Origin of the sequence: Streptomyces sp. DH-12, assembly GCF_002899455.1 — a bacterium.
Taxonomy (GTDB): domain Bacteria; phylum Actinomycetota; class Actinomycetes; order Streptomycetales; family Streptomycetaceae; genus Streptomyces.
The window spans coordinates 4,178,658-4,196,627 of sequence record NZ_PPFB01000001.1; the positions used below are offsets into that span (position 1 = coordinate 4,178,658).

General features: G+C 73.4%; 19 protein-coding genes. 13 read left to right on the top strand and 6 right to left on the bottom strand.

The window, feature by feature from the left end:
• The first annotated feature begins 35 nt into the window (after positions 1-35).
• The 4 genes from C1708_RS35670 to ygfZ all read left to right on the top strand — a co-directional run bounded on the left by C1708_RS35670 (position 36) and on the right by ygfZ (position 2,258).
• Positions 36-170: a hypothetical protein gene (locus C1708_RS35670; RefSeq protein ID WP_274543384.1), complete on the top strand. Its 135-nt coding sequence runs from the start codon at positions 36-38 to the stop codon at positions 168-170.
• A 25-nt stretch (positions 171-195) separates the two neighbouring features.
• Positions 196-771, top strand: a complete 576-nt coding sequence (locus C1708_RS17715; protein WP_106413587.1) for a heme-binding beta-barrel domain-containing protein — start codon at positions 196-198, stop codon at positions 769-771.
• A 74-nt stretch (positions 772-845) separates the two neighbouring features.
• Complete coding sequence (locus C1708_RS17720; RefSeq protein WP_106413588.1) at positions 846-1,283, top strand: Fur family transcriptional regulator; 438 nt, start codon at positions 846-848, stop codon at positions 1,281-1,283.
• A gap of 9 nt (positions 1,284-1,292) precedes the next feature.
• Entirely contained in the window at positions 1,293-2,258 is a 966-nt protein-coding gene (gene ygfZ, locus C1708_RS17725) for a CAF17-like 4Fe-4S cluster assembly/insertion protein YgfZ (protein WP_106413589.1), read from the top strand.
• Positions 2,259-2,282: 24 nt separating this feature from the next.
• Here ygfZ and dtd read toward each other — a convergent pair whose 3' ends face one another.
• Complete coding sequence (dtd, locus tag C1708_RS17730; protein WP_106413590.1) at positions 2,283-2,708, bottom strand: D-aminoacyl-tRNA deacylase; 426 nt, start codon at positions 2,706-2,708, stop codon at positions 2,283-2,285.
• A 177-nt stretch (positions 2,709-2,885) separates the two neighbouring features.
• On the opposite strand from dtd, the gene C1708_RS17735 reads away from it, so the two are divergent.
• On the top strand, positions 2,886-3,521 hold the full coding sequence (locus C1708_RS17735; protein ID WP_106413591.1) for an RsiG family protein: 636 nt from the start codon (positions 2,886-2,888) through the stop codon (positions 3,519-3,521).
• A gap of 59 nt (positions 3,522-3,580) precedes the next feature.
• Complete coding sequence (locus C1708_RS17740) at positions 3,581-4,837, top strand: GNAT family N-acetyltransferase (protein WP_106413592.1); 1,257 nt, start codon at positions 3,581-3,583, stop codon at positions 4,835-4,837.
• Positions 4,838-5,070: 233 nt separating this feature from the next.
• Here C1708_RS17740 and C1708_RS17745 read toward each other — a convergent pair whose 3' ends face one another.
• Entirely contained in the window at positions 5,071-5,256 is a 186-nt protein-coding gene (locus C1708_RS17745; RefSeq protein WP_106413593.1) for a hypothetical protein, read from the bottom strand.
• A 182-nt stretch (positions 5,257-5,438) separates the two neighbouring features.
• On the opposite strand from C1708_RS17745, the gene C1708_RS17750 reads away from it, so the two are divergent.
• A complete protein-coding gene (locus C1708_RS17750; RefSeq protein WP_106413594.1) occupies positions 5,439-6,347 on the top strand; it encodes a FadR/GntR family transcriptional regulator in 909 nt (302 codons plus the stop codon).
• Positions 6,348-6,407: 60 nt separating this feature from the next.
• Here the strand turns inward: C1708_RS17750 and C1708_RS17755 are convergent, their stop codons facing one another.
• Positions 6,408-6,596 (bottom strand): hypothetical protein, encoded by a 189-nt coding sequence (locus C1708_RS17755; protein ID WP_106413595.1) that lies wholly within the window; start codon positions 6,594-6,596, stop codon positions 6,408-6,410.
• A 209-nt stretch (positions 6,597-6,805) separates the two neighbouring features.
• Here C1708_RS17755 and C1708_RS17760 point away from each other — a divergent pair, with 209 nt between their 5' ends.
• The 6 genes from C1708_RS17760 (at position 6,806) to C1708_RS17790 (ending at position 15,500) form a co-directional block, all read left to right on the top strand.
• The gene (locus tag C1708_RS17760; RefSeq protein WP_106413596.1) at positions 6,806-7,693 is read left to right on the top strand and encodes a GntR family transcriptional regulator; all 888 of its coding nucleotides are present in this window, start codon (positions 6,806-6,808) and stop codon (positions 7,691-7,693) included.
• Complete coding sequence (locus C1708_RS17765; protein WP_241911276.1) at positions 7,690-8,445, top strand: HAD family hydrolase; 756 nt, start codon at positions 7,690-7,692, stop codon at positions 8,443-8,445. Before C1708_RS17760 ends, C1708_RS17765 begins: the two co-directional genes overlap by 4 nt.
• A 291-nt stretch (positions 8,446-8,736) precedes the next feature.
• Entirely contained in the window at positions 8,737-10,926 is a 2,190-nt protein-coding gene (locus C1708_RS17770; protein ID WP_106413598.1) for an aminoglycoside phosphotransferase family protein, read from the top strand.
• Between the two features lie 9 nt (positions 10,927-10,935).
• Positions 10,936-11,547: a TetR/AcrR family transcriptional regulator gene (locus C1708_RS17775; protein ID WP_106413599.1), complete on the top strand. Its 612-nt coding sequence runs from the start codon at positions 10,936-10,938 to the stop codon at positions 11,545-11,547.
• A 40-nt stretch (positions 11,548-11,587) separates the two neighbouring features.
• The gene (locus tag C1708_RS17780) at positions 11,588-13,621 is read left to right on the top strand and encodes a HelD family protein (RefSeq protein ID WP_106413600.1); all 2,034 of its coding nucleotides are present in this window, start codon (positions 11,588-11,590) and stop codon (positions 13,619-13,621) included.
• Between the two features lie 640 nt (positions 13,622-14,261).
• A complete protein-coding gene (locus tag C1708_RS17790; protein ID WP_106413601.1) occupies positions 14,262-15,500 on the top strand; it encodes an aminotransferase class V-fold PLP-dependent enzyme in 1,239 nt (412 codons plus the stop codon).
• On the opposite strand, the gene C1708_RS17795 is transcribed toward C1708_RS17790, so the two are convergent.
• The 3 genes from C1708_RS17795 to C1708_RS17805 all read right to left on the bottom strand — a co-directional run bounded on the left by C1708_RS17795 (position 15,422) and on the right by C1708_RS17805 (position 17,966).
• Complete coding sequence (locus C1708_RS17795) at positions 15,422-16,045, bottom strand: DinB family protein (protein WP_106416350.1); 624 nt, start codon at positions 16,043-16,045, stop codon at positions 15,422-15,424. The two genes, C1708_RS17790 and C1708_RS17795, sit on opposite strands and share 79 nt — an antisense overlap.
• Positions 16,046-16,133: 88 nt before the next feature.
• On the bottom strand, positions 16,134-17,045 hold the full coding sequence (locus C1708_RS17800; RefSeq protein WP_106413602.1) for an aminoglycoside phosphotransferase family protein: 912 nt from the start codon (positions 17,043-17,045) through the stop codon (positions 16,134-16,136).
• Positions 17,046-17,099: 54 nt separating this feature from the next.
• Entirely contained in the window at positions 17,100-17,966 is an 867-nt protein-coding gene (locus C1708_RS17805) for a GNAT family N-acetyltransferase (protein ID WP_106413603.1), read from the bottom strand.
• Positions 17,967-17,970: the final 4 nt, after the last annotated feature.

A 17,970-nucleotide genomic window follows, 5' to 3' on the forward strand; every position in this document is an offset into this window, starting at 1 on the left:
GCCGTCCCCCGCCGCGTAAGCTGGGGGCCGGTCCTGTGCACACCCTCGCACCCCCGCTCAAGGAGCACCCCGTGATCCTCTTCTTCGAAATCCTGCTGGTCCTCGTCGCCGTCGGCGTTCTCGCCTTCGCCGGGCTGACCGTGAAGAAGCTGTACCAGGGCCAGCGCTGATCACCGACGCCAGGAAGTTCCGCTCATGATCGAGATTCCGTCCGACCTGCACAAGGACCTCGTCCCGCTCGCGTTCCTGCTCGGCAACTGGGCGGGTGCGGGCGTGCACGACTTCCCCGGCGCCGAGAAGTGCAACTTCGGCCAGGAGGTCACCTTCACCCATGACGGGCGGGACTTCCTGGAGTACTCCTCGCACACCTGGGTGCTCGACGGCGACGGCAACAAGGTCCGCCCGCTGGAGTCGGAGCACGGCTACTGGCGCATCGACGCCGACCGCAAGGTCGAGGTGACCATGGTCCGCGACGACGGCGTCGTCGAGGTCTGGTACGGCGAGATGGCCGACAAGAAGCCGCAGATCGACCTGGTGACCGACGCCGTCGCGCGCACGGCCGCCTCCGGCCCGTACACCGGCGGCAAGCGGCTGTACGGCTACGTCAAGAGCGACCTGATGTGGGTCGGCGAGAAGCAGACCCCCGAGGTCGGGCTGCGCCCCTACATGTCGGCGCACCTGAAGAAGGTCGTCACCCCGGAGGAGGTCGAGCGCTGGGCCAAGGCCCTGCCCGACGACCTGCCGGACGACGGCATCGCGTTCTTCAAGTAGGCCGCACCGGGCGCGTCCGGACCCGGTCGGTTCGGCCCCCGAACGCTTCGGGGGCCAGGCCCTAGACTCGTGGTGTGGTGAGCACCGACTGGAAGAGCGACCTCAGGCAGCGCGGCTACCGGCTGACGCCCCAGCGCCAGCTCGTGCTCGAAGCCGTCGACACCCTGGAGCACGCGACCCCCGACGACATCCTCGTGGAAGTGAGGAAGACGGCGTCGGGGGTCAACATCTCCACCGTGTACCGCACGCTGGAGCTGCTGGAGGAGCTGGGCCTGGTCAGCCACGCCCACCTCGGGCACGGCGCGCCGACCTACCACCTCGCCGACCGCCACCACCACCTGCACCTGGTCTGCCGCGACTGCACCAAGGTGATCGAGGCGGACGTGGAGGTGGCCGCCGAGTTCACGGAGAAGCTGCGGGACGTCTTCGGCTTCGACACCGACATGAAGCACTTCGCGATCTTCGGCCGGTGCCAGGACTGCTCCCTGAAGGCGTCACCTGCCGAGTCGTAGGCTAGGCGTATGAAAAGCCCTCTGCTGACCCTGCCCGGCGCCGTCCCCGCCGAGGGCGTGGACGAAGGCGTGGCCGCCCACTACGGCGACCTGTTCCGCGAGCAGCGCGCCCTCGCCGACGGCACCGGCTTCGTCGACCTGTCCCACCGCGGGGTCGTCACCGTCTCCGGACCCGAGCGGCTCGGCTGGCTCCACCTGCTCCTCACCCAGCACGTCCAGGAGCTGCCGCCGCACCAGGCCACCGAGGCGCTGATCCTGTCCGCCAACGGCCACATCGAGCACGCGCTCTACCTGGTCGACGACGGCGGGACGACCTGGGCGCACGTCGAGCCCGGCACCCAGGAGGCGCTGATCGCGTACCTGGAGTCGATGAAGTTCTTCTACCGGGTCGAGGTCGCCGACCGCACCGAGGACATCGCGGTGGTGCACCTGCCCGCCGGGTCCATCGCCGAGGTGCCGGAGGGCGCGGTGGTGCGCGAGACGCCGTACGGCAGGGACCTGTTCCTGCCCCGCGGCGACCTGGAGGCGTACGCGCGGAAGGCGGGACCGGCCGCCGGACTCCTCGCCCACGAGGCGCTGCGGGTCGAGCAGCACCGGCCGCGGCTCGGCTTCGAGACCGACCACCGCACCATCCCGCACGAGCTGGGCTGGATCGGTTCCGCCGTGCATCTGCAGAAGGGCTGCTACCGGGGCCAGGAGACGGTCGCCCGGGTGCAGAACCTGGGCAAGCCGCCGCGTCGGCTGGTCTTCCTGCACCTGGACGGCAGCGAGGTGCACCTGCCCGCGCCGGGCACCGAGCTGCGCCTCGCGGACGACGGCCCGGACGGCCGGAGGATCGGCTTCATCACGACCTCCGTACGCCACCACGAGCTGGGCCCGGTCGCTCTCGCGCTGGTGAAGCGGAACGTCCCGGTGGACGCCCGGCTGCTCGCCGGCGACACGGCCGCCGCGCAGGAGACCGTCGTCGAACCCTGACCCGCGCGGCTCAGGACGCGGAGCTCACATCTCCAGCAGCACGGTGAACGGGCCGTCGTTCGTCAGCGACACCCGCATCTGCGCGCCGAACCGGCCCGTCGCCACCGTCGCGCCCAGCGCGCGCAGCTGCGCCACCACCTCGTCGACCAGCGGCTCGGCGAGGTCGCCGGGGGCGGCCGCGTTCCAGGTGGGGCGGCGGCCCTTACGGGCGTCTCCGTAGAGGGTGAACTGGCTGATCACCAGGAGCGGGGCGCCGACGTCGCTGCAGGACTTCTCGTCCTTCAGCATCCGGAGCGACCACAGTTTGCGGGCGAGCTGCGCCGCCTTCTCCTCGGTGTCCTCGTGGGTGACGCCGACCAGGACGCACAGACCCTCGCCCTCGATCTCCCCCACGGTCTCGCCGTCCACGACGACGCTCGCGCCGTCCACCCTCTGCACCACCGCACGCATACGCCCATGATGCCGGTCCGCGAACAGACGACCGACGGCGGCCCGCGGGACGCCCCGGTCGGGCTATTTTTACTCCTTAGCGCCCATCTGGGGCGGATCGGGGCCACTCGGATACATTGCGGCCGCTCAGGGTGGCACCATGCTGGCACATGCCGGTCGAGGGGACGGTTGAGGCACATGAGCACACCGGGGACCGGGCAGTCGTCTGCGGCTGTCGCGTTGACCCAAGAGGGCGCGGGGGAACGGGAGTTCCGCCGGCCGCCCACGCAGCGCACGGACAGCCCCGCGCTGCCCGGGGACGGGACGGAGGACGGTCTGACCGGGCTGAGCCTGGCGGAGCTGCGCGCGACACGGCGGGACGCGCAGCGCGACGAGGCCGACCTCAGCTACGTACGGCGGCTGCTGCAGGGGCGGATCGACATCCTGCGCGCGGAGCTGGCCCGGCGCGACCTGCCGGCGGGGGCGCCCGCGGCCGTCGCGCCGGGGGAGACCTCCGTCGTGCAGCGGCTGCCGGAGATCCTGCGCGACACCCCGGCACGCCACCGGTCCTCCGCCCGCCACCTCACGCTGGGCACGCCGCGCGGCGAGGAGTACCGGCGGCTGGCCGCCGAGATGCTCGGCGAGGTGGAGCTGTCCGACCTGGGCGCGCGCACGGACGGCGAGCTGCACACGGCGATGGCCCGGCTGACGGGGTACGAGCAGCAGGTGTCGCGGCGGCGGCAGCGGCTGCAGCGCACCGCCGACGCGTGCGGGGCGGAGATCACCCGGCGGTACCGGGAGGGGGAGGCGCAGGTCGACGACCTGCTGGTGTGAGGTCCGGGGCCCGGGAAACCGCGTCGACACCCGCCGCGAGACCGACCTAACGTGGCCCCATGACCTCCCGTGCCGACATCGACGTACGCCCCATCGACGAGTCCGAGTTCGCCGACTGGAACCGGGCCATGAACATCGGCTTCCTGCGTGAGCCGACCACGCCCGAGGAGGTGCTCGACGCGCGTCGGGCGCAGTTCACGCCCGGCCGCTCGGTGGGCGCCTTCGACGGCGGGCGCTGCGTCGCCACCTTCCGCTCCTTCGCGCAGGAGCTCACGGTGGTCGGCGGGGCGGTCGTGCCGGCCGACGCGGTCACCAACGTCACCGTCTCCCCGACCCACCGCCGGCGCGGGCTGCTGACCCGGATGATGGCCCAGGACCTCGCCGCGGCGAAGGAGCGGGGGGACGTCGTCGCCACGCTGATCGCCGCCGAGTACCCGATCTACGGGCGGTACGGCTTCGGCCCGGCCACCTGGACCACCGAGTGGACGGTCGACGTGCCGCGCGCCGGGCTCGACCCGCGCTGGGCGGGCCCGGAGGACGGCGGCCGCATCGACCTGGTGGACGCCGAGGACGTCCGCAAGCACGGCCCCGAACTGCACGAGCGGCTGCGCCGGTCCCAGCCGGGCGCGGTGAGCCGCGACGAGCTGTGGTGGAGGACCACCACCGGCGCCGTGCGCTCCCACGCGACGTTCCACGAGCCGTACTACGTGATCCACCGCTCGGCCGGCGGCGAGGTCGAGGGCATGGCCGCCTACACCACGGACGGCAAGTGGGGCGACGGCAAGCAGCCGTTGAACACGGTCCAGGTGAAGTGGCTGACCGGGGTGACCCCGGCCGCCGAGCGGGCGCTGTGGCGGTACCTCTGCTCGATCGACTGGGTGGTCGCGGTCCGGACCGGCTACCGGGCCCCCGACGACCTGCTCCCGCACTTCCTGCCCGACCCGCGCGCCGCCGCCGTCACCACACAGGCCGACTGGCTGTGGGTGCGCATCCTCGATGTCGTGCGGGCGCTGGAGGCGCGGACGTACGGGGCGGCGGGGCCGCTGGTGCTGGAGGTGGCCGACGCGGGCGGACTGGCCGGTGGACGGTACCGGCTGGAGGCGTCGGCGGACGGCGCCGGCACCTGTGCGCCGACCACCGAGGACCCGGATCTCTCCCTGGACGTCGCGGACCTGGCGACGCTGTGGCTCGGCGACGAGTCGGCGGTGCGGCTCGCTGCGCTGGGCCGGGTCCGGGAAGGACGAGCGGGCGCCGCCCGTCAGGCCGACGCCCTGCTGCGTACGTCCAGGCGACCGTGGTGCCCGGACATCTTCTGAGTGCTGTTGCTGTTGCTGTTCGGGCGCGGTCGCGTCGTCACGTGGCCGCGTGGCCACGCGGTGCGTGGTCGCGTGCGCGCTCCTGCTGCCGCTTCCTCCTTCCGCCGGCGACGGGTGGGCGTGGTCGTGCATCCGTAGCGAGCTGTTCAGTTGTGGTTGTGGTGGTGCGCCGCCGGCGGGCTCCCGGCTCCCCTCCGGAAGGGAGCCCGGCCGGCGGTCCGTGCGGAGTGCCGTCAGCCGGACTGGGCGAAGAGCATCACGAGGATGACCGCGCCGATGCCGCCGATCATGGTGTTCCGTGCCTTGATGCCCACGGTGAGGGCGACGAAGGCGATGATTCCCATCGGGCCGTACTTCCACTGGACGAGCTGCTCGAACCCGATGGCCAGGGCGGCGACGACGACGGCGACGAGCGGCATGGCGGTCCCCCTTTGTCCGGCGGCCTCCCCCCTCGCCCTCCTGGTGATCCAACCCCTCTGTGGGTCTGCCAGGTTGAGCAAGTTGGTGACCAACTTGGTTGTAGTTATCTCCACTTGGAGGAGTCCTATAACCACCCTCTGAGGAACTGCCGGAAGATGGCGAGAAGTTGTAGTGTTCGGCCGTGGAGCCGGAACACGCCTCCGTCCATGGACGGAAGAAGCCGCAGCGGCCACAGCGGACGCATCGTGAGGTGGCCGACGAGCTGCGCGCCCGGATCCGGTCCGGAGCGCTGCGGCCGGGCCAGCGCATGCCCACGCAGGCACAGCTGGCCGCCGAGTTCGGCGTCGAGCGGCAGGCCGTGCGGGGCGCGTTGCGCATCCTCCAGTCGGAACACCTGCTGACCAACGTCTCCAAGGGGGCGCCCGCGACCGTCGCGGACCGCGCCGACCGGGCCCCGGCGGGCCCCGCCACCCCGCCGCAGCCCACCACGGTGGCGCTCGCGCCCCGGATGACGGCCGCCTTCGAGGCGGACCACGTGGAGATCGACGCCGTCTGCCTGACCGCCGTCTCCCTCACCCTCGCCATCGGCGAACCGCTGCGGCAGATCTACACGGGGCGGCTGAAACCGGCCAAGGTCGACGTCCGCGTCCTGCTGCCCAGCCGGAACATCGACCTGGCCTTCCCGGCGCCGGTCGGCGGGCGGCAGGGGGACGGGGACCCGGTGCACGAGCGCTGGCTGGCCCAGCGCAATGCCCAGGGGCAGGTGCTCCGCCACAACCTGCAGGCCCTGCGCGCCACGCACGGGATCGACGTGCGCGTGACCTTCCGCGCGCTGCCCTTCACCCCGCCGGTGAAGCTGTACCTGCTCAACAACGCCGAGGCGTTGTTCGCCTACTACACGGTGACCCGCAGCGAGGCGCAGATCGGCCGGGAGAGCCTGCCGACGTACGACACGCAGGGCATGCGGTCGATGCTGTTCGCCTTCGAGCGGGGTGCCGGACGGCGCGACACGACCTTCGTCGAGCAGTCCCGGCTGTGGTTCAACGCACTGTGGGAGACGATCAGTTCGGAGCTGGAGCTCACGGACTGACGTCTCCCGCAGCGGTTCGGCCGGGCCGGCCGCGGTCCCCCGGCGGCCGGGGCGGACCGGTCACAGGGCGGGGCGGGTCAGGAGCAGTGCGAGCAGCACCGCTCCGGCGGAGCTGACGCCGGGCCGGTTGGCGTGGATGCCCACGGTGACCAGCAGCAGGCCGAGGAGGCCGGCCGCGCCGTACCTCCACTGGACGAGCTGCTCGACGGTGACGACGACGACGGCGGAGATCAGGGCGATGACGGGCATGGTGTACCCCCTTCGGGCAGAGACGGTGGAACGGGGTGACGGTGCGGGCGGCCCCGTGGCGGCGACGGCCGACGGCCGAGCGAACGGAACGCTAACTTCCGCCAACTCCGCCAAGTTGGCAACCAACTTTAGTGAAGTTGTCCCCACTTGGCCCCTGCTCATAAACAACTTTCAAACAACTCCCTTTAGATGGATCACAGTTGTAGCGTTTGACCGTGGCCCAGGAGAACGTGTCAGTGAACGGCAGCAGCAGGCTCTCGGCCCAGGAGATCGCCGACATCCTGCGGGAACGCATCCGCAGGGGTGAACTGAAGGCGGGCGACCGGCTGCCCACGCAGGCCGAGCTGGCCGAGGAGTTCGGCGTGGAGCGCGGCACCGTCCGCCAGGCCCTGCGCGCCCTTCAGGACGACGGGCTCCTCAGCAACGTCAGCAAGGGCAGCCCGCCCCGGATCGCCGCGCCCGCACCGGCACGGGAGGAGCCCCAGCCGACGATGGCGGGGCTGGCGCCGCGGCTGACGGAGGCGTTCTCCACGCCCCGCGTGCGGATCGACGCCGTATGCCTCACCGCGGAGAGCTTCATGCTGGCGGTGGGCGAACCGGTCCGGCACATCCACGAGGGCCGCATCCGCCCCGAGGCGATCGACGTGCGCATCATGCTGCCGTCCCGGCGGATCAACCTCGCCTTCCCCGTGCCGGTCGACGGCCGCGACGCGGGCGAGGAGGACCCGGTCCACGAGCGCTGGCTGGCCCAGCGCAACTCCCAGGCCCGCGTGCTCCAGCACAACCTGCAGGCCCTGCGCGCCACGCACGGGATCGACGTGCACGTGTCCTTCCGCGCGCTGCCCTTCACCCCGCCGGTCAAGCTGTACCTGCTCAACGACGAGGAGGCGCTGATCGGTTACTACATGCTGACCCGGCGCGAGGAGGAGTGGGAGAGCCAGACCCTGGAGATGTACGACGCCCTCGGCTCCGCGTCCCTCCTCTTCTCCTTCGCCAAGCGGGCCGGCCGGCGGGACCAGGCGTTCGTGGAGGAATCCCAGAAGTGGTTCGACGCCCTCTGGGAAACCATCACGACGGACCTGACACTCTCCTGGTGACTTCTGAGACGCAGCAGACCGAAGCGGTGACAGCCGGGACCGAGACGGAACCGGACGACCTGCGGAACCTGATCGAAGGTGCCCGCGTCGTGCTGTGGGACTTCGACGGCCCCGTCTGCCGCCTGTTCGCGGGCCACTCCGCCGAGCGGGTGGCGCGGGACCTGGTGGAGTGGCTGGAGGGGCAGGGGCTGCACGGCCTGCTCGACGAGACCGAACGCGAGTCCCTCGACCCGCACGCCGTCCTGCGCGCCGTGGACCGCCGGCACCCCGGCAGCGACCTCGTCGCGGAACTGGAGGAACGTCTCACCCAGGAGGAGCTGAAGGCCGCCGCCTCGGCGAGACCCACGCCCTATGCCGATCCGCTGGTCCACACCTGGACGGCGGTGGGCGCCCGCCTGGCCGTCACCACCAACAACTCCCCGCGCGTGGTGCGGGAGTACCTCACCTCACGGGGCGCCCTGCCGTGCTTCGCCCCGCACCTCTACGGCCGCACGCGGGAACTCCAGTACCTCAAGCCGCACCCGCACTGCCTCCGCCGCGCCCTGAACGCGATGGGCGCCGCCCCGTCGGCCGCCCTGATGATCGGCGACACGCCGTCCGACCTCCAGGCGGCGCGGGCGGTGGGCGTGCCGTTCCTGGGCTATGCCCGCAACGACCGCAAGCACAAGCTGTTGCGGGACGCGGGGGCGGGGGCGATCGTCGGCTCGCTGGAGCCGGTGCTGAAGGCGGTGCGGGAGGCGGGCCGGGTCTGAAGCACCAGCGCGGCGGGCGCCCGTGTCCGGCTCCGGTCGGAGCGCGTCCGTCGCGGCTTCTTCTCCGCGTGACGGAGGTGCTGTACGATCCGGCCACCGATCGAGCCCATCCCTTCCCCCGTTCGTACCAGGGAGCACATCGGCGACCGGAACGGGCTTCCGTACCTCCGGGCACGTGGGTGACACCCCCCGGCCCGGCGCCGGACAGCGTGCGGTTGACTTCCGCGTGCGGGAACGGGGGCCGCGTGCCTACCGTCATTTGTGTCTCCCTCGTACGTCACGGAGCGGCCAGTGGGCGCACCACCTCTTCCCCGACCGGCCCTCGGGGCGCCCACCACGCCGGACGAGCGGCTCCGCAGCTTCGTGGAACGCGCCACCTGGTGCGGCACGACCACCAGCGGTCACCACAACCAGAACCACGTGCTGCCGGTGCGGGAGCCGGAGGCGCGTCTGCTGGGCCGTGAGCCGGGGACGTCGGTGACGGTGCGCGTCCGCCGGGCCGAGGCCCTGCCGGTGGTGATCAGGACCTGGGACGACGAGGACGGGATCCTCGGGGCGGTCGAGGGCGTGCTGCCGCACGTGCCGCAGTGCCTCGCGAAGGGCCCGGGCTTCGCCGTCCACAGCTATGTGGAAGGCGTTCCCCTGTCCAGCGTCTGCGCCAACGGAAAGCCCCTGGACACCCTGCTCATGCGGGCGCTGGTCGGACAGCTCGCCCGGATGACACGGGTCAGACGCAGCGCCCTGCCGCCCCTGCCGCCTCACTGGCCCGGTAACGACACCGACAGCCAGGCCTTCCTGCGCACCCTCGCCCACCTCGCGGACCGGCAGATCCGCCGGCCCAACTGGACCGCCTTCGGCGGACTGTTCGCGGCGCTCGGCATCCCGGAGGACGCCCTGGTCCGGCTCGCCGAGCGCACCCCCGTCATGACGCGGCGGCCGTACAGCCTGCTCCACGCCGACCTGCACCGCGACAACGTGATCGTCTCCCCCGGCGGCTCGCTCCCTGTCGTCTGCGTCGACTGGGAGCTGGCGACGTACGGCGATCCCCTCCACGACCTGGCGATCCACCTGGTGCGCATGCACTACCCCGAGGGCCAGTGGCCGGAGGTCATCGGCGCCTGGGAGGAGGCCGTGCGCCGTGTCCGCCCGGCAGCCGTCAACGGGCTGGCCAAGGATCTCCCGCACTACCTCGACTTCGAGCGCGCGCAGTCCGTGTTCCCGGACGTGATGCGGGCGGCGCAGTCCCTGGAACAGGCGTACACGCGGAAGAACCTGGACGGGGCGACGGCGGAGGTGGACCGGGCGCTGCGCGCGGCCGCGCGTCCGCTCGGCCTGCGGAGCGTGCCCGGGCCGAAGGAGATCGAGCGGGCGCTGTTCCGCTGGCTGGCGTCACGCGGAGCGCGCGGCGCGGAGGTCGCCGGGTGGTCCCCGGACCGGCGCCTGCCTCTGCCGGAGGACTTCGGTGAGAGTGCGGTCCTCGACGCCCTGTCGGTGGAGGGCGCGGCGCCGGCCGGCCGGGTGTTCAAGGGCACGGCCCACCTCAACACCGTCGTGCGCGTTCCAGGGGTCCCTCACCCCGTCGTCGTACGGCGCAGGCTGCCCGACGTCACCCGGCGGGAGCCGCACTTCCTCAGCGAGCACGCCGTGCTGCGCAGCATCGAGCGGGCGGGTGTCGCCGTGCACGCACCCAGGGCCCTGGCGCTCGGCGAGACGTACCCGAACGACCACTTCGCCATCCACACCTACCTGGGCCCGGAGGACGTCGACCGTCCCCCGGACCACCCCGTGCACGGCCTGCTGCCGCACGAGGCGGACGGGCTGGTGGACCAGCTCTGCGCCCTGACCCGGGTGGACTACGGACAGCTCGATCCGACGGCGGGCGAGCCGGGTTTCCACCGCTGGCTCAAGGACGAGCTGGTCCGCCTCGTGGACGGACTGCCCGGGAAGACGCAGCGGATCGCCCGGCGACTGGGGCTCCCGGACGCCGGGCGGCTGCACCAGATCCTGTCCCGGCAGGGAGTCAGCCACCGGGAGCCCTCCCTGCTGCACGGCGACCTCAACCCGTGGAACCTGGTCCGCCGGGACGGCGGACTGACCATCATCGACTGGGAGATGGCGCTGATCGGGGACCCCCTGTACGACCTGGTCCGGCACATGCACCTCACCCCGACCCGCCCGGAGATCCGGGACCGCATGTTCCGCCGCTGGGAACGCACCCTCCCGGCCGCGTACACGCGCGACTGGCGGAAGGACTGGCAGGTGTACCGGCGGCTGGAGACCGTCCGCTCCGCCTACGTCGACCTCGACCGCATCGTCACCGGAGCGAGCCTCGACGCCCCGAACGTCCGCCGCGCGGTCGCCTCGTACGCGGTGACCCTGGCGGTCGCCAGCGGGGCGCTCGGCCTTCCGGTCCGGGCCACGGCCGATCCCTGTCTTGCCCGCGCCCTGGTCCGAGGCCGGCACGGCCCTGGCGGTGCGTAGGCTCGCCGCATGAGCGAGATCGGCCTGCGGGAGCGCAAGAAGCGGCGGATGTACCGGACGGTGTCGGACATCGCGATCCGGATGTTCCTGGAGCGGGGGTTCGACGCGGTGTCCGTGGCGGAGGTGGCCACCGCGGCCGAGATCTCCAAGCCCACGCTCTTCCGGTACTTCCCCGCGAAGGAGGACCTCGTCCTGTACCGGATCGCGGACCACGAGGAGGAGCCCGCACGGGTCGTGCGGGAGGGGCCGACGCCCCTCGAAGCGCTGCGGCGCCACTTCCTGGAAGGGCTGGAGCGGTGCGATCCCGTCACCGGGCTCAACGACGATCCCGAGGTGCTCGCCTTTCACACGCTGCTGTACGGCACACCCTCCCTGGTCGCCCGGCTGTACGGCCAGCTGGAGCGGACCGAGGAGGCGCTGGCCGAGGCGCTCGGGGGCGGGCTCGACGCCCGGCTGGCCGCCGGGCAGATCATCGCCGTGCGGCGGATCCTCGCGCAGGAGAACTGGCGGCGGATCGCGGCGGGCGAGCGCCTCGACGACGTGCGCGAGGACGCGGTGACCGCGGCGGAGCGGGCGTTCGGGATGCTGGCGCGGGGCCTGCCCGCATGGGTGACCGAGTAAAAAACGTTACTAGGTTGCTTTTCTTGCTACGCTCGGGTGAATGACGTCTGACGTTTCCGTACCGCAGCACGCCCTCGACCAGGAACGCGCCCACCACGACCGCTGCCGTGAGGCCCTTGCCGCCATGACCGGGGGCGCCGACGAGCAGGTGACCACCGGCGAGGACGTCTCCGCGTCCGGCGCCGACGCCGAGGTTCTCGGGCACCGCCTGCGCAGCCGGGCCAAGGAACTCCGCGAACTGCCGCCCGGCCCGCTGTTCTTCGGGCGCCTGGACTTCGGCCGGGGCGAGCCCGGCCACGCCGGGCAGAGCTACCACATCGGGCGGCTGCGGATCACCGAACACCCAGCCTCCCCGCCCCTCGTCGTCGACTGGCGGGCGCCGGTGTCCCGCACCTTCTACCAGGCGTCCGCCCGCGACCCGCAGGGCGTGGTCGTGCGCCGGCGGTTCGGCTGGGCGCCCGGCAGCAAGGGCGACTCCGGCGACCTGACCGGCCTGGAGGACGAGCACCTGGAGCGGGGCGAGGACCGGGTCAGCGGAATCGTCGCCCGGGAGATCGAGCGGCCGCGCGTCGGCCCGATGCGGGACATCGCCGCCACCATCCAGCCCGAGCAGGACGACCTCGTACGCGGCGACCTGGGCCGCACGGTGTGCGTGCAGGGCGCTCCCGGCACCGGCAAGACCGCCGTCGGCCTGCACCGGGCGGCCTACCTGCTCTACACGCACCCGCGGCGCATGCGGCGTGACGGACTCCTCGTCCTCGGACCGAACCGGACCTTCCTCACCTACATCGCCGAGGTCCTGCCCTCCCTCGGCGAGACCGGCGTACGGCAGTCGACCCTCGCCGAGGAGATCGCCCGGCACCCGGCGACCGGTGAGGACGACGAGCGGACCGCCCTCGTCAAGCACGGCACTCGCATGGCGGAGGTGCTGCGCCGAGCGCTGTACGCGCGGGTGCGCACCGGCCATGAGGACTCGCTGGCCGTGTCCGACGGCTCCTACCGGTGGCGGGTCGACGGGGACGCGCTGGCGCGGATCGTCGCCGGCGTGCTGGACGAGGCCCCGCCGTACGCCGTGGGGCGGGAGCGGGTGCGGGCCCGCATCGTGCGGGCGGTACGGGAGCAGGCCGAGCGGCGCAGCGGTCCGCGCGGCGCCGCCTGGGTGCGCCGGCTCGAGCGGGCCCGGCCGGTGTCGGCGTACGTGGACGCCGTCTGGCCGGACGTGCGGCCGGAGCAGGTGGTGGCGGAACTGCTGTCGGACGCCGACCCGTTGGGGCGTGCGGCCGACGGGATCCTGGACGCGGAGGAGCAGTGCGCCCTGCTGTGGGCGCGCCCGCCGCGGTCGTGGCGGTCGGCAGTCTGGTCGGCCGCCGATCTGCTGCTGCTCGACGAGGTGGCCGGACTGATCGAACACCCCGAGGGATACGGACACGTCGTGGTCGACGAGGCGCAGGATCTGTCCCCGATGGAGTGCCGGGCCATCGCCCGCCGGGCCGCCTTCGGATCGCTCACCGTGCTGGGCGACCTGGCGCAGGGCACGACTCCCTGGGCGGCGCGCTCCTGGCCCGAGCAACTGCGCCACCTGGGCCGCCCCGGTGCGGCCGTCACGCCGCTCACCACCGGTTTCCGGGTGCCGCAGGCGGTGGTGGAGCTGACCAACCGGCTGCTGCGGCGGTTGGACGTGAACGTTCCGGCGGCCCGCTCCCTGCGCCCGGACGGCGAGGTGCGCAACCGGGTCGTCGCGGACCCCGCGGAGGTGCCGGGCGCGGTCGTGGCCGCCGTACGGGAGGCCCTGGAGCGGGAGGGATCCGTCGGCGTCGTGGCGGCGGACGCCCACGTGCCCCTGCTGCGGCGGGCATTGGCGGAGGCCGAGGCCGCGGGGCCGGAGACACCGGAGGAGCGCGTCAGCGTGGTACCGGCGAGCGTCGTCAAGGGCCTGGAGTACGACCACGTGGTGGCGGTGGAGCCGGCCACGATCGCCGAGGCCGAGGAGCGCGGACTGCACCGGCTGTACGTGGTGCTGACCCGGGCGGTGTCCCGCCTGGAGGTGGTGCGGGCGCGGCCCCTGCCGTTCTGACACGGCCCCCGGCCGCTCAGCCCTCTTCGTCCTCCCCCGGCGGCGTCAACGCCCGCGACCACCGCTCCGTCTGCACGACATGCGCCTCCGCAGCGCCCGGACCGCCGCCTTCGCCGCCACGTGGCCTCCGGAACACGCCGGATCCCGCGGGCATCCGGAAGGCCTGGCGAGAACGGGGGCTGCGACGTCGAGGGCAGGCTGCCGGTCAGGCCCTGGGGGGGCGGAGCCGCGGGACGTACGTGCCCGATCCGTGGCGGGGATCGATCACTCCCGGCGCCGCCGGCGCCCGCACCGCCTCGCGCAACGAGACCCGCGAGACGCCAGGTTCTTCGCAGGGGTCCGCCCCGGGCGGAGCCCGGCCCCGGCGCCGGACCGCCTTGCGGAGCGGGCCGTGGAGAGCCGCGTCGACTGCCGGCATCCAGTGCCTCCCCGGACGGGCCGTGTCCGCCGGCCCCCGCCCGAGCGGACTGCAGCGGCCGGGAGATCAGATGCACTCGGTGGAACAGCTCAGGGTCATCTGGTCTCCAGTCGCTCACACACCTTGTTGTGACCGAAAACGCCATGCCAGCATCCCTGATCATCAGATGTCCTGCCCTCCGGGTCTCCCGAGGGTCCGATGTCCCTCGCGGATGGGAGTCATGTGAGCGAGACCGACGTCAGCACCGCGCCCCGCCCCCTGCTGCTGGCCGACGGCCGGCCGGCGGTGGGAGCGTGGACGCTGGATCCCGCCCTGCGCCACCTCAACCACGGCTCCTTCGGCGCCGTCCCGCTCGTCGCCCAGCAGCGGCAGAACGCGCTGCGGGCGGAGATGGAGCGGGCGCCGGTGGTGTGGTTCCCCGAGCTGCCGGGGCGGATCGCGGCGGCCCGCGCCGGACTCGCCGCGTTCCTCGGCGCCGACGCGGGCGACCTCGCCCTGGTGCCCAACGCCAGCGCCGGGGCGAGCGTCGTCCACGCGAACCTCGAGCGGCGGGCCGGCGGCGAGATCGTCGTCACCGACCACGGCTACGGCGCCGTCACCATGGGCGCCGAACGCCTCGCCCGCCGCTGGGGCGGCCGGGTGCACACCGCCCGGGTGCCGCTGGACGCGGGCGAGGAGCAGGCGTACGAGGCGGTCATGGCGGAGGTCAGCGACGCCACCGGTCTCCTGGTCGTCGACCAGATCACCTCCGCGACCGCCCGTCGGCTCCCCGTGGAGCGGATCGGCGCGGAGGCGGCCCGGCGCGGTGTCCCGCTGCTCGTCGACGGCGCCCACGCGCCCGGCCTGCTCGCCGCGCCCCTCGCCGGGCTGACCTGCGACTTCTGGACGGGCAACCTCCACAAGTGGGCCTGCGCCCCGCGCGGTACCGCCGCCCTGGTCGCCCGCGGCCCGCTGCGGGACGGCCTGCACCCGCTGATCGACTCCTGGGGCGCGCCCGGCCCGTACCCGGACCGGTTCGACCAGCAGGGCACCCTCGACGCCACCGGTCACCTCGCCGCGCAGACCGCGCTGGACTTCGTCGGCAGCACCTGGGGCTGGGACGAGGCCCGCCGCTACATGGACGAGCTGGCCGGGTACGGCGAGCGGGTCGTGGCCGCCGCCGTCACCGAACTGACCGGCGAGGACGCCCGCGTGGACGTCGGGATGCCGGTGCCCGGCATGCGGCTGGTGCAGCTGCCGGACGGGCTGGCCGACAGCCGGGTCGCCGCGGACGCCCTGCGCGACCGGGTGGCCGCGGAGCTGGGCGTCGAGGCCGCGTTCACCGCCTTCGGCGGCACCGGCTACGTACGGCTGTCCGCGCACGTCTACAACACCGGCGAGGACTACGAGTACTTCGCCGAGCGCTGCGTGCCCGTGCTCGGCGCGTGGGCGCGCGCCGCCCGCTCCAGCCGGTCGCGGTAGGCCGCCCACCAGGCCGGGTCCGCCGAGGGAAGGCTGGTGGCGCCCGGCCGCTCGCCCGTCGCGCCGTCCAGCCGCTCGCGCAGGATGTCGGCGTGGCCCGCGTGCCGGCTGGTGTCGGCGACGACGCGGACCACGGCGTGGTGCAGGGTCAGCTCGTTCCGGTCCTCGGGCCACCACGGCACCGTGCCCACCGTGTCCAGCGGGAGCGCCCCGATGGTCGCGTCGGCATGCGCCCAGGCCCGCCGGTACAGGCCGGCGATGTCGGCACGCGTCTCGTCGGGCGTGGCCCACATGTCCCCGTTGACCTCCGCGCCCTCCGCGAGCCACGGCAGCGGCTCCCCGGACGGCCGCCCGAACGTGTCCCCGAGGTAGCCGAGTTCGACTCCGGCGGCATGCTTCACCAGCCCGAGCAGATTGGTCCCGGTCGGCGTCAACGGCCGCCGGACGTCGTACTCGGACAGCCCTTCCAGCTTCCGGAGCAGCGCGTCACGGGCCTCCTGGAGGTAGCGGTGCAGATCGGCCTTGGCGGCGTCGGTGAGCGTCATGGGGTTCAGTGTGCCGAGTGTGCCGAGTGCGCCGGCCGGGGGCGTCCGCATCCGCCTGACGGGCTCGTGCGGGCACGGCAAGGCCCGCTCAGCGCGGCGCCGCGTCCCCGAGGACCGCCTCCAGGCGGCTGCGGCACTCCAGGGCGAAGGCCGGGAACGTGTGCCAGTAGTACGGGATGCCGGCGACGGCGACCGCGATGGCCCAGGCGCGGGCGCGGAGCCAGGTCGGGGTGTCGAGGGCCAGGGTGTCCCGGTAGGCGTGACGGGCCTCGGGCGGGAGGTCCCAGACGGGGGCGTGCTCGGCGTCGGGGAAGCCGACCGAGAGCGCGCCGAAGTCGATCACGGCGTGGAGCGCGCCGTCGCGGGCCAGGAGGTTGGCCGGCCTGAGGTCGCCGTGGAGCCAGACGTGCGGACCGGAGGGGCCGGGCAGGTCGAGTGCCGCCCGCCACATCCGCTCCAGCGTGTCGACGTCGAGGTCCAGCCCCTCGACGGTCCGGCACGCGTCGAAGCCCTCGCCGACCCACTCGTCGCACGGCGCCAGGGTGCCTCCCCGGTACCAGGACAGGCCGCCCGCCCGTGCCGCGCCCATGAGGTCGACGCGGTGCAACTCCCTCACGAACTCCGCCAGGCCGGCGCCGAAGGCGGCCCAGTCCCGCACGGTGTCCGGGCCGACGTCCTCACCATCGATCCAGCGGTGGACGGCCCAGGGGACCGGGTAGGCGTCGGTGGGCGTCCCGGCGTGCACGGGTTCGGGCACCCGGAGCGGGAGGAGGGGCGCGAGACGAGGCAGCCACTCCTGCTCCTTGCGCAGGGAGGGGCCGCCGTCCGTGGTCCGCGGGAGACGGACGAGGAGGCCGTCGCCCAGCCGGTACAGGGTGTTGTCCGTGCCCGCGCCCGCGGCCCGCAAGGGCAGGCCGGCCCACTGCGGGCACTGCGCCCGCAGCAGCGTCCGGACGAGGCTCTCGTCCACGGCGATCTCGTTGTCGTGCAGCGACGTCACCCGGGAAGTCTGGCCGCCGGACGGCCGCGGGGGCCACCGGGTTTCCCGCTCACCTCACGCCGGGCCCCCTCCGGAGAACCGGTACCCGGCGCAGTCGGCGAGGCGGACGTAACCGAGGCGCTGGTACAGGGCGTTGCTCGTGGGGTTGTCCGGGTCCGCGTAGAGGACGACGTCCGTCGCGCCGGCGTGCAGCGCGGCCCGGCTCACCTCGGTCGTCACGGCGCCCGCGTAGCCGTGGCCCCGGAAGCGGGCCGGGGTGTAGACGGGGTCGACGCGGACCATGCCGCCGACCACCGAGGTGACGGCCGTCATGGAGACGGGGGTGCCGTCCGGGGCCTTCCAGAACGTGAAGTGCCGGTCGCCGAACCGGGACGCGGTCCAGGCGCCGGCGTCGATCAGGTCGATGGACGGCTGTTCCCCGACCTCGACGCAGAAGTCCCGGCACCAGCGCACCACGAGGTCGCGGTCCGCCGCCCCCGCGACATGGGCCCGGCCCTCCGGATGGGGCCGGGGCGGGGTGAGCGTGCCGAGGCGGTAGAGGTGCGTGCGCCAGAACGGGGCCGGCTCCGCGCCGGTGCGCCGCTGCCAGGCCGCGGCGAAGGCGGCGGCCGTGTCCTGGTCGGCGATGACCTGGGCGGGGGAGTGGCCGAGGGCGGCCAGGCGGGCGGCGAGGGCGCCGGTGCCGTCGGCGGTCAGCGGGGTGAGGCCGAGACGGCCGCGCGGGGTGAGGTAGCAGACCGCGCGGACCGTGCCCTCCGTCTCCAGCCGGCCGAGGACGGAGGCGCCCGCGCCGGGGAGGCGCAGCTTCTCGATGTCCGTCAGCGGTGTGGTGTGCAGGGCGGGTTGCGAGCGGAGGAAGTCCCCGGCTCGGGTGAGGAAGTCCTCGACGTCGGTGGTGAGGTGCCAGTGGTCCGGAAGCATGCCT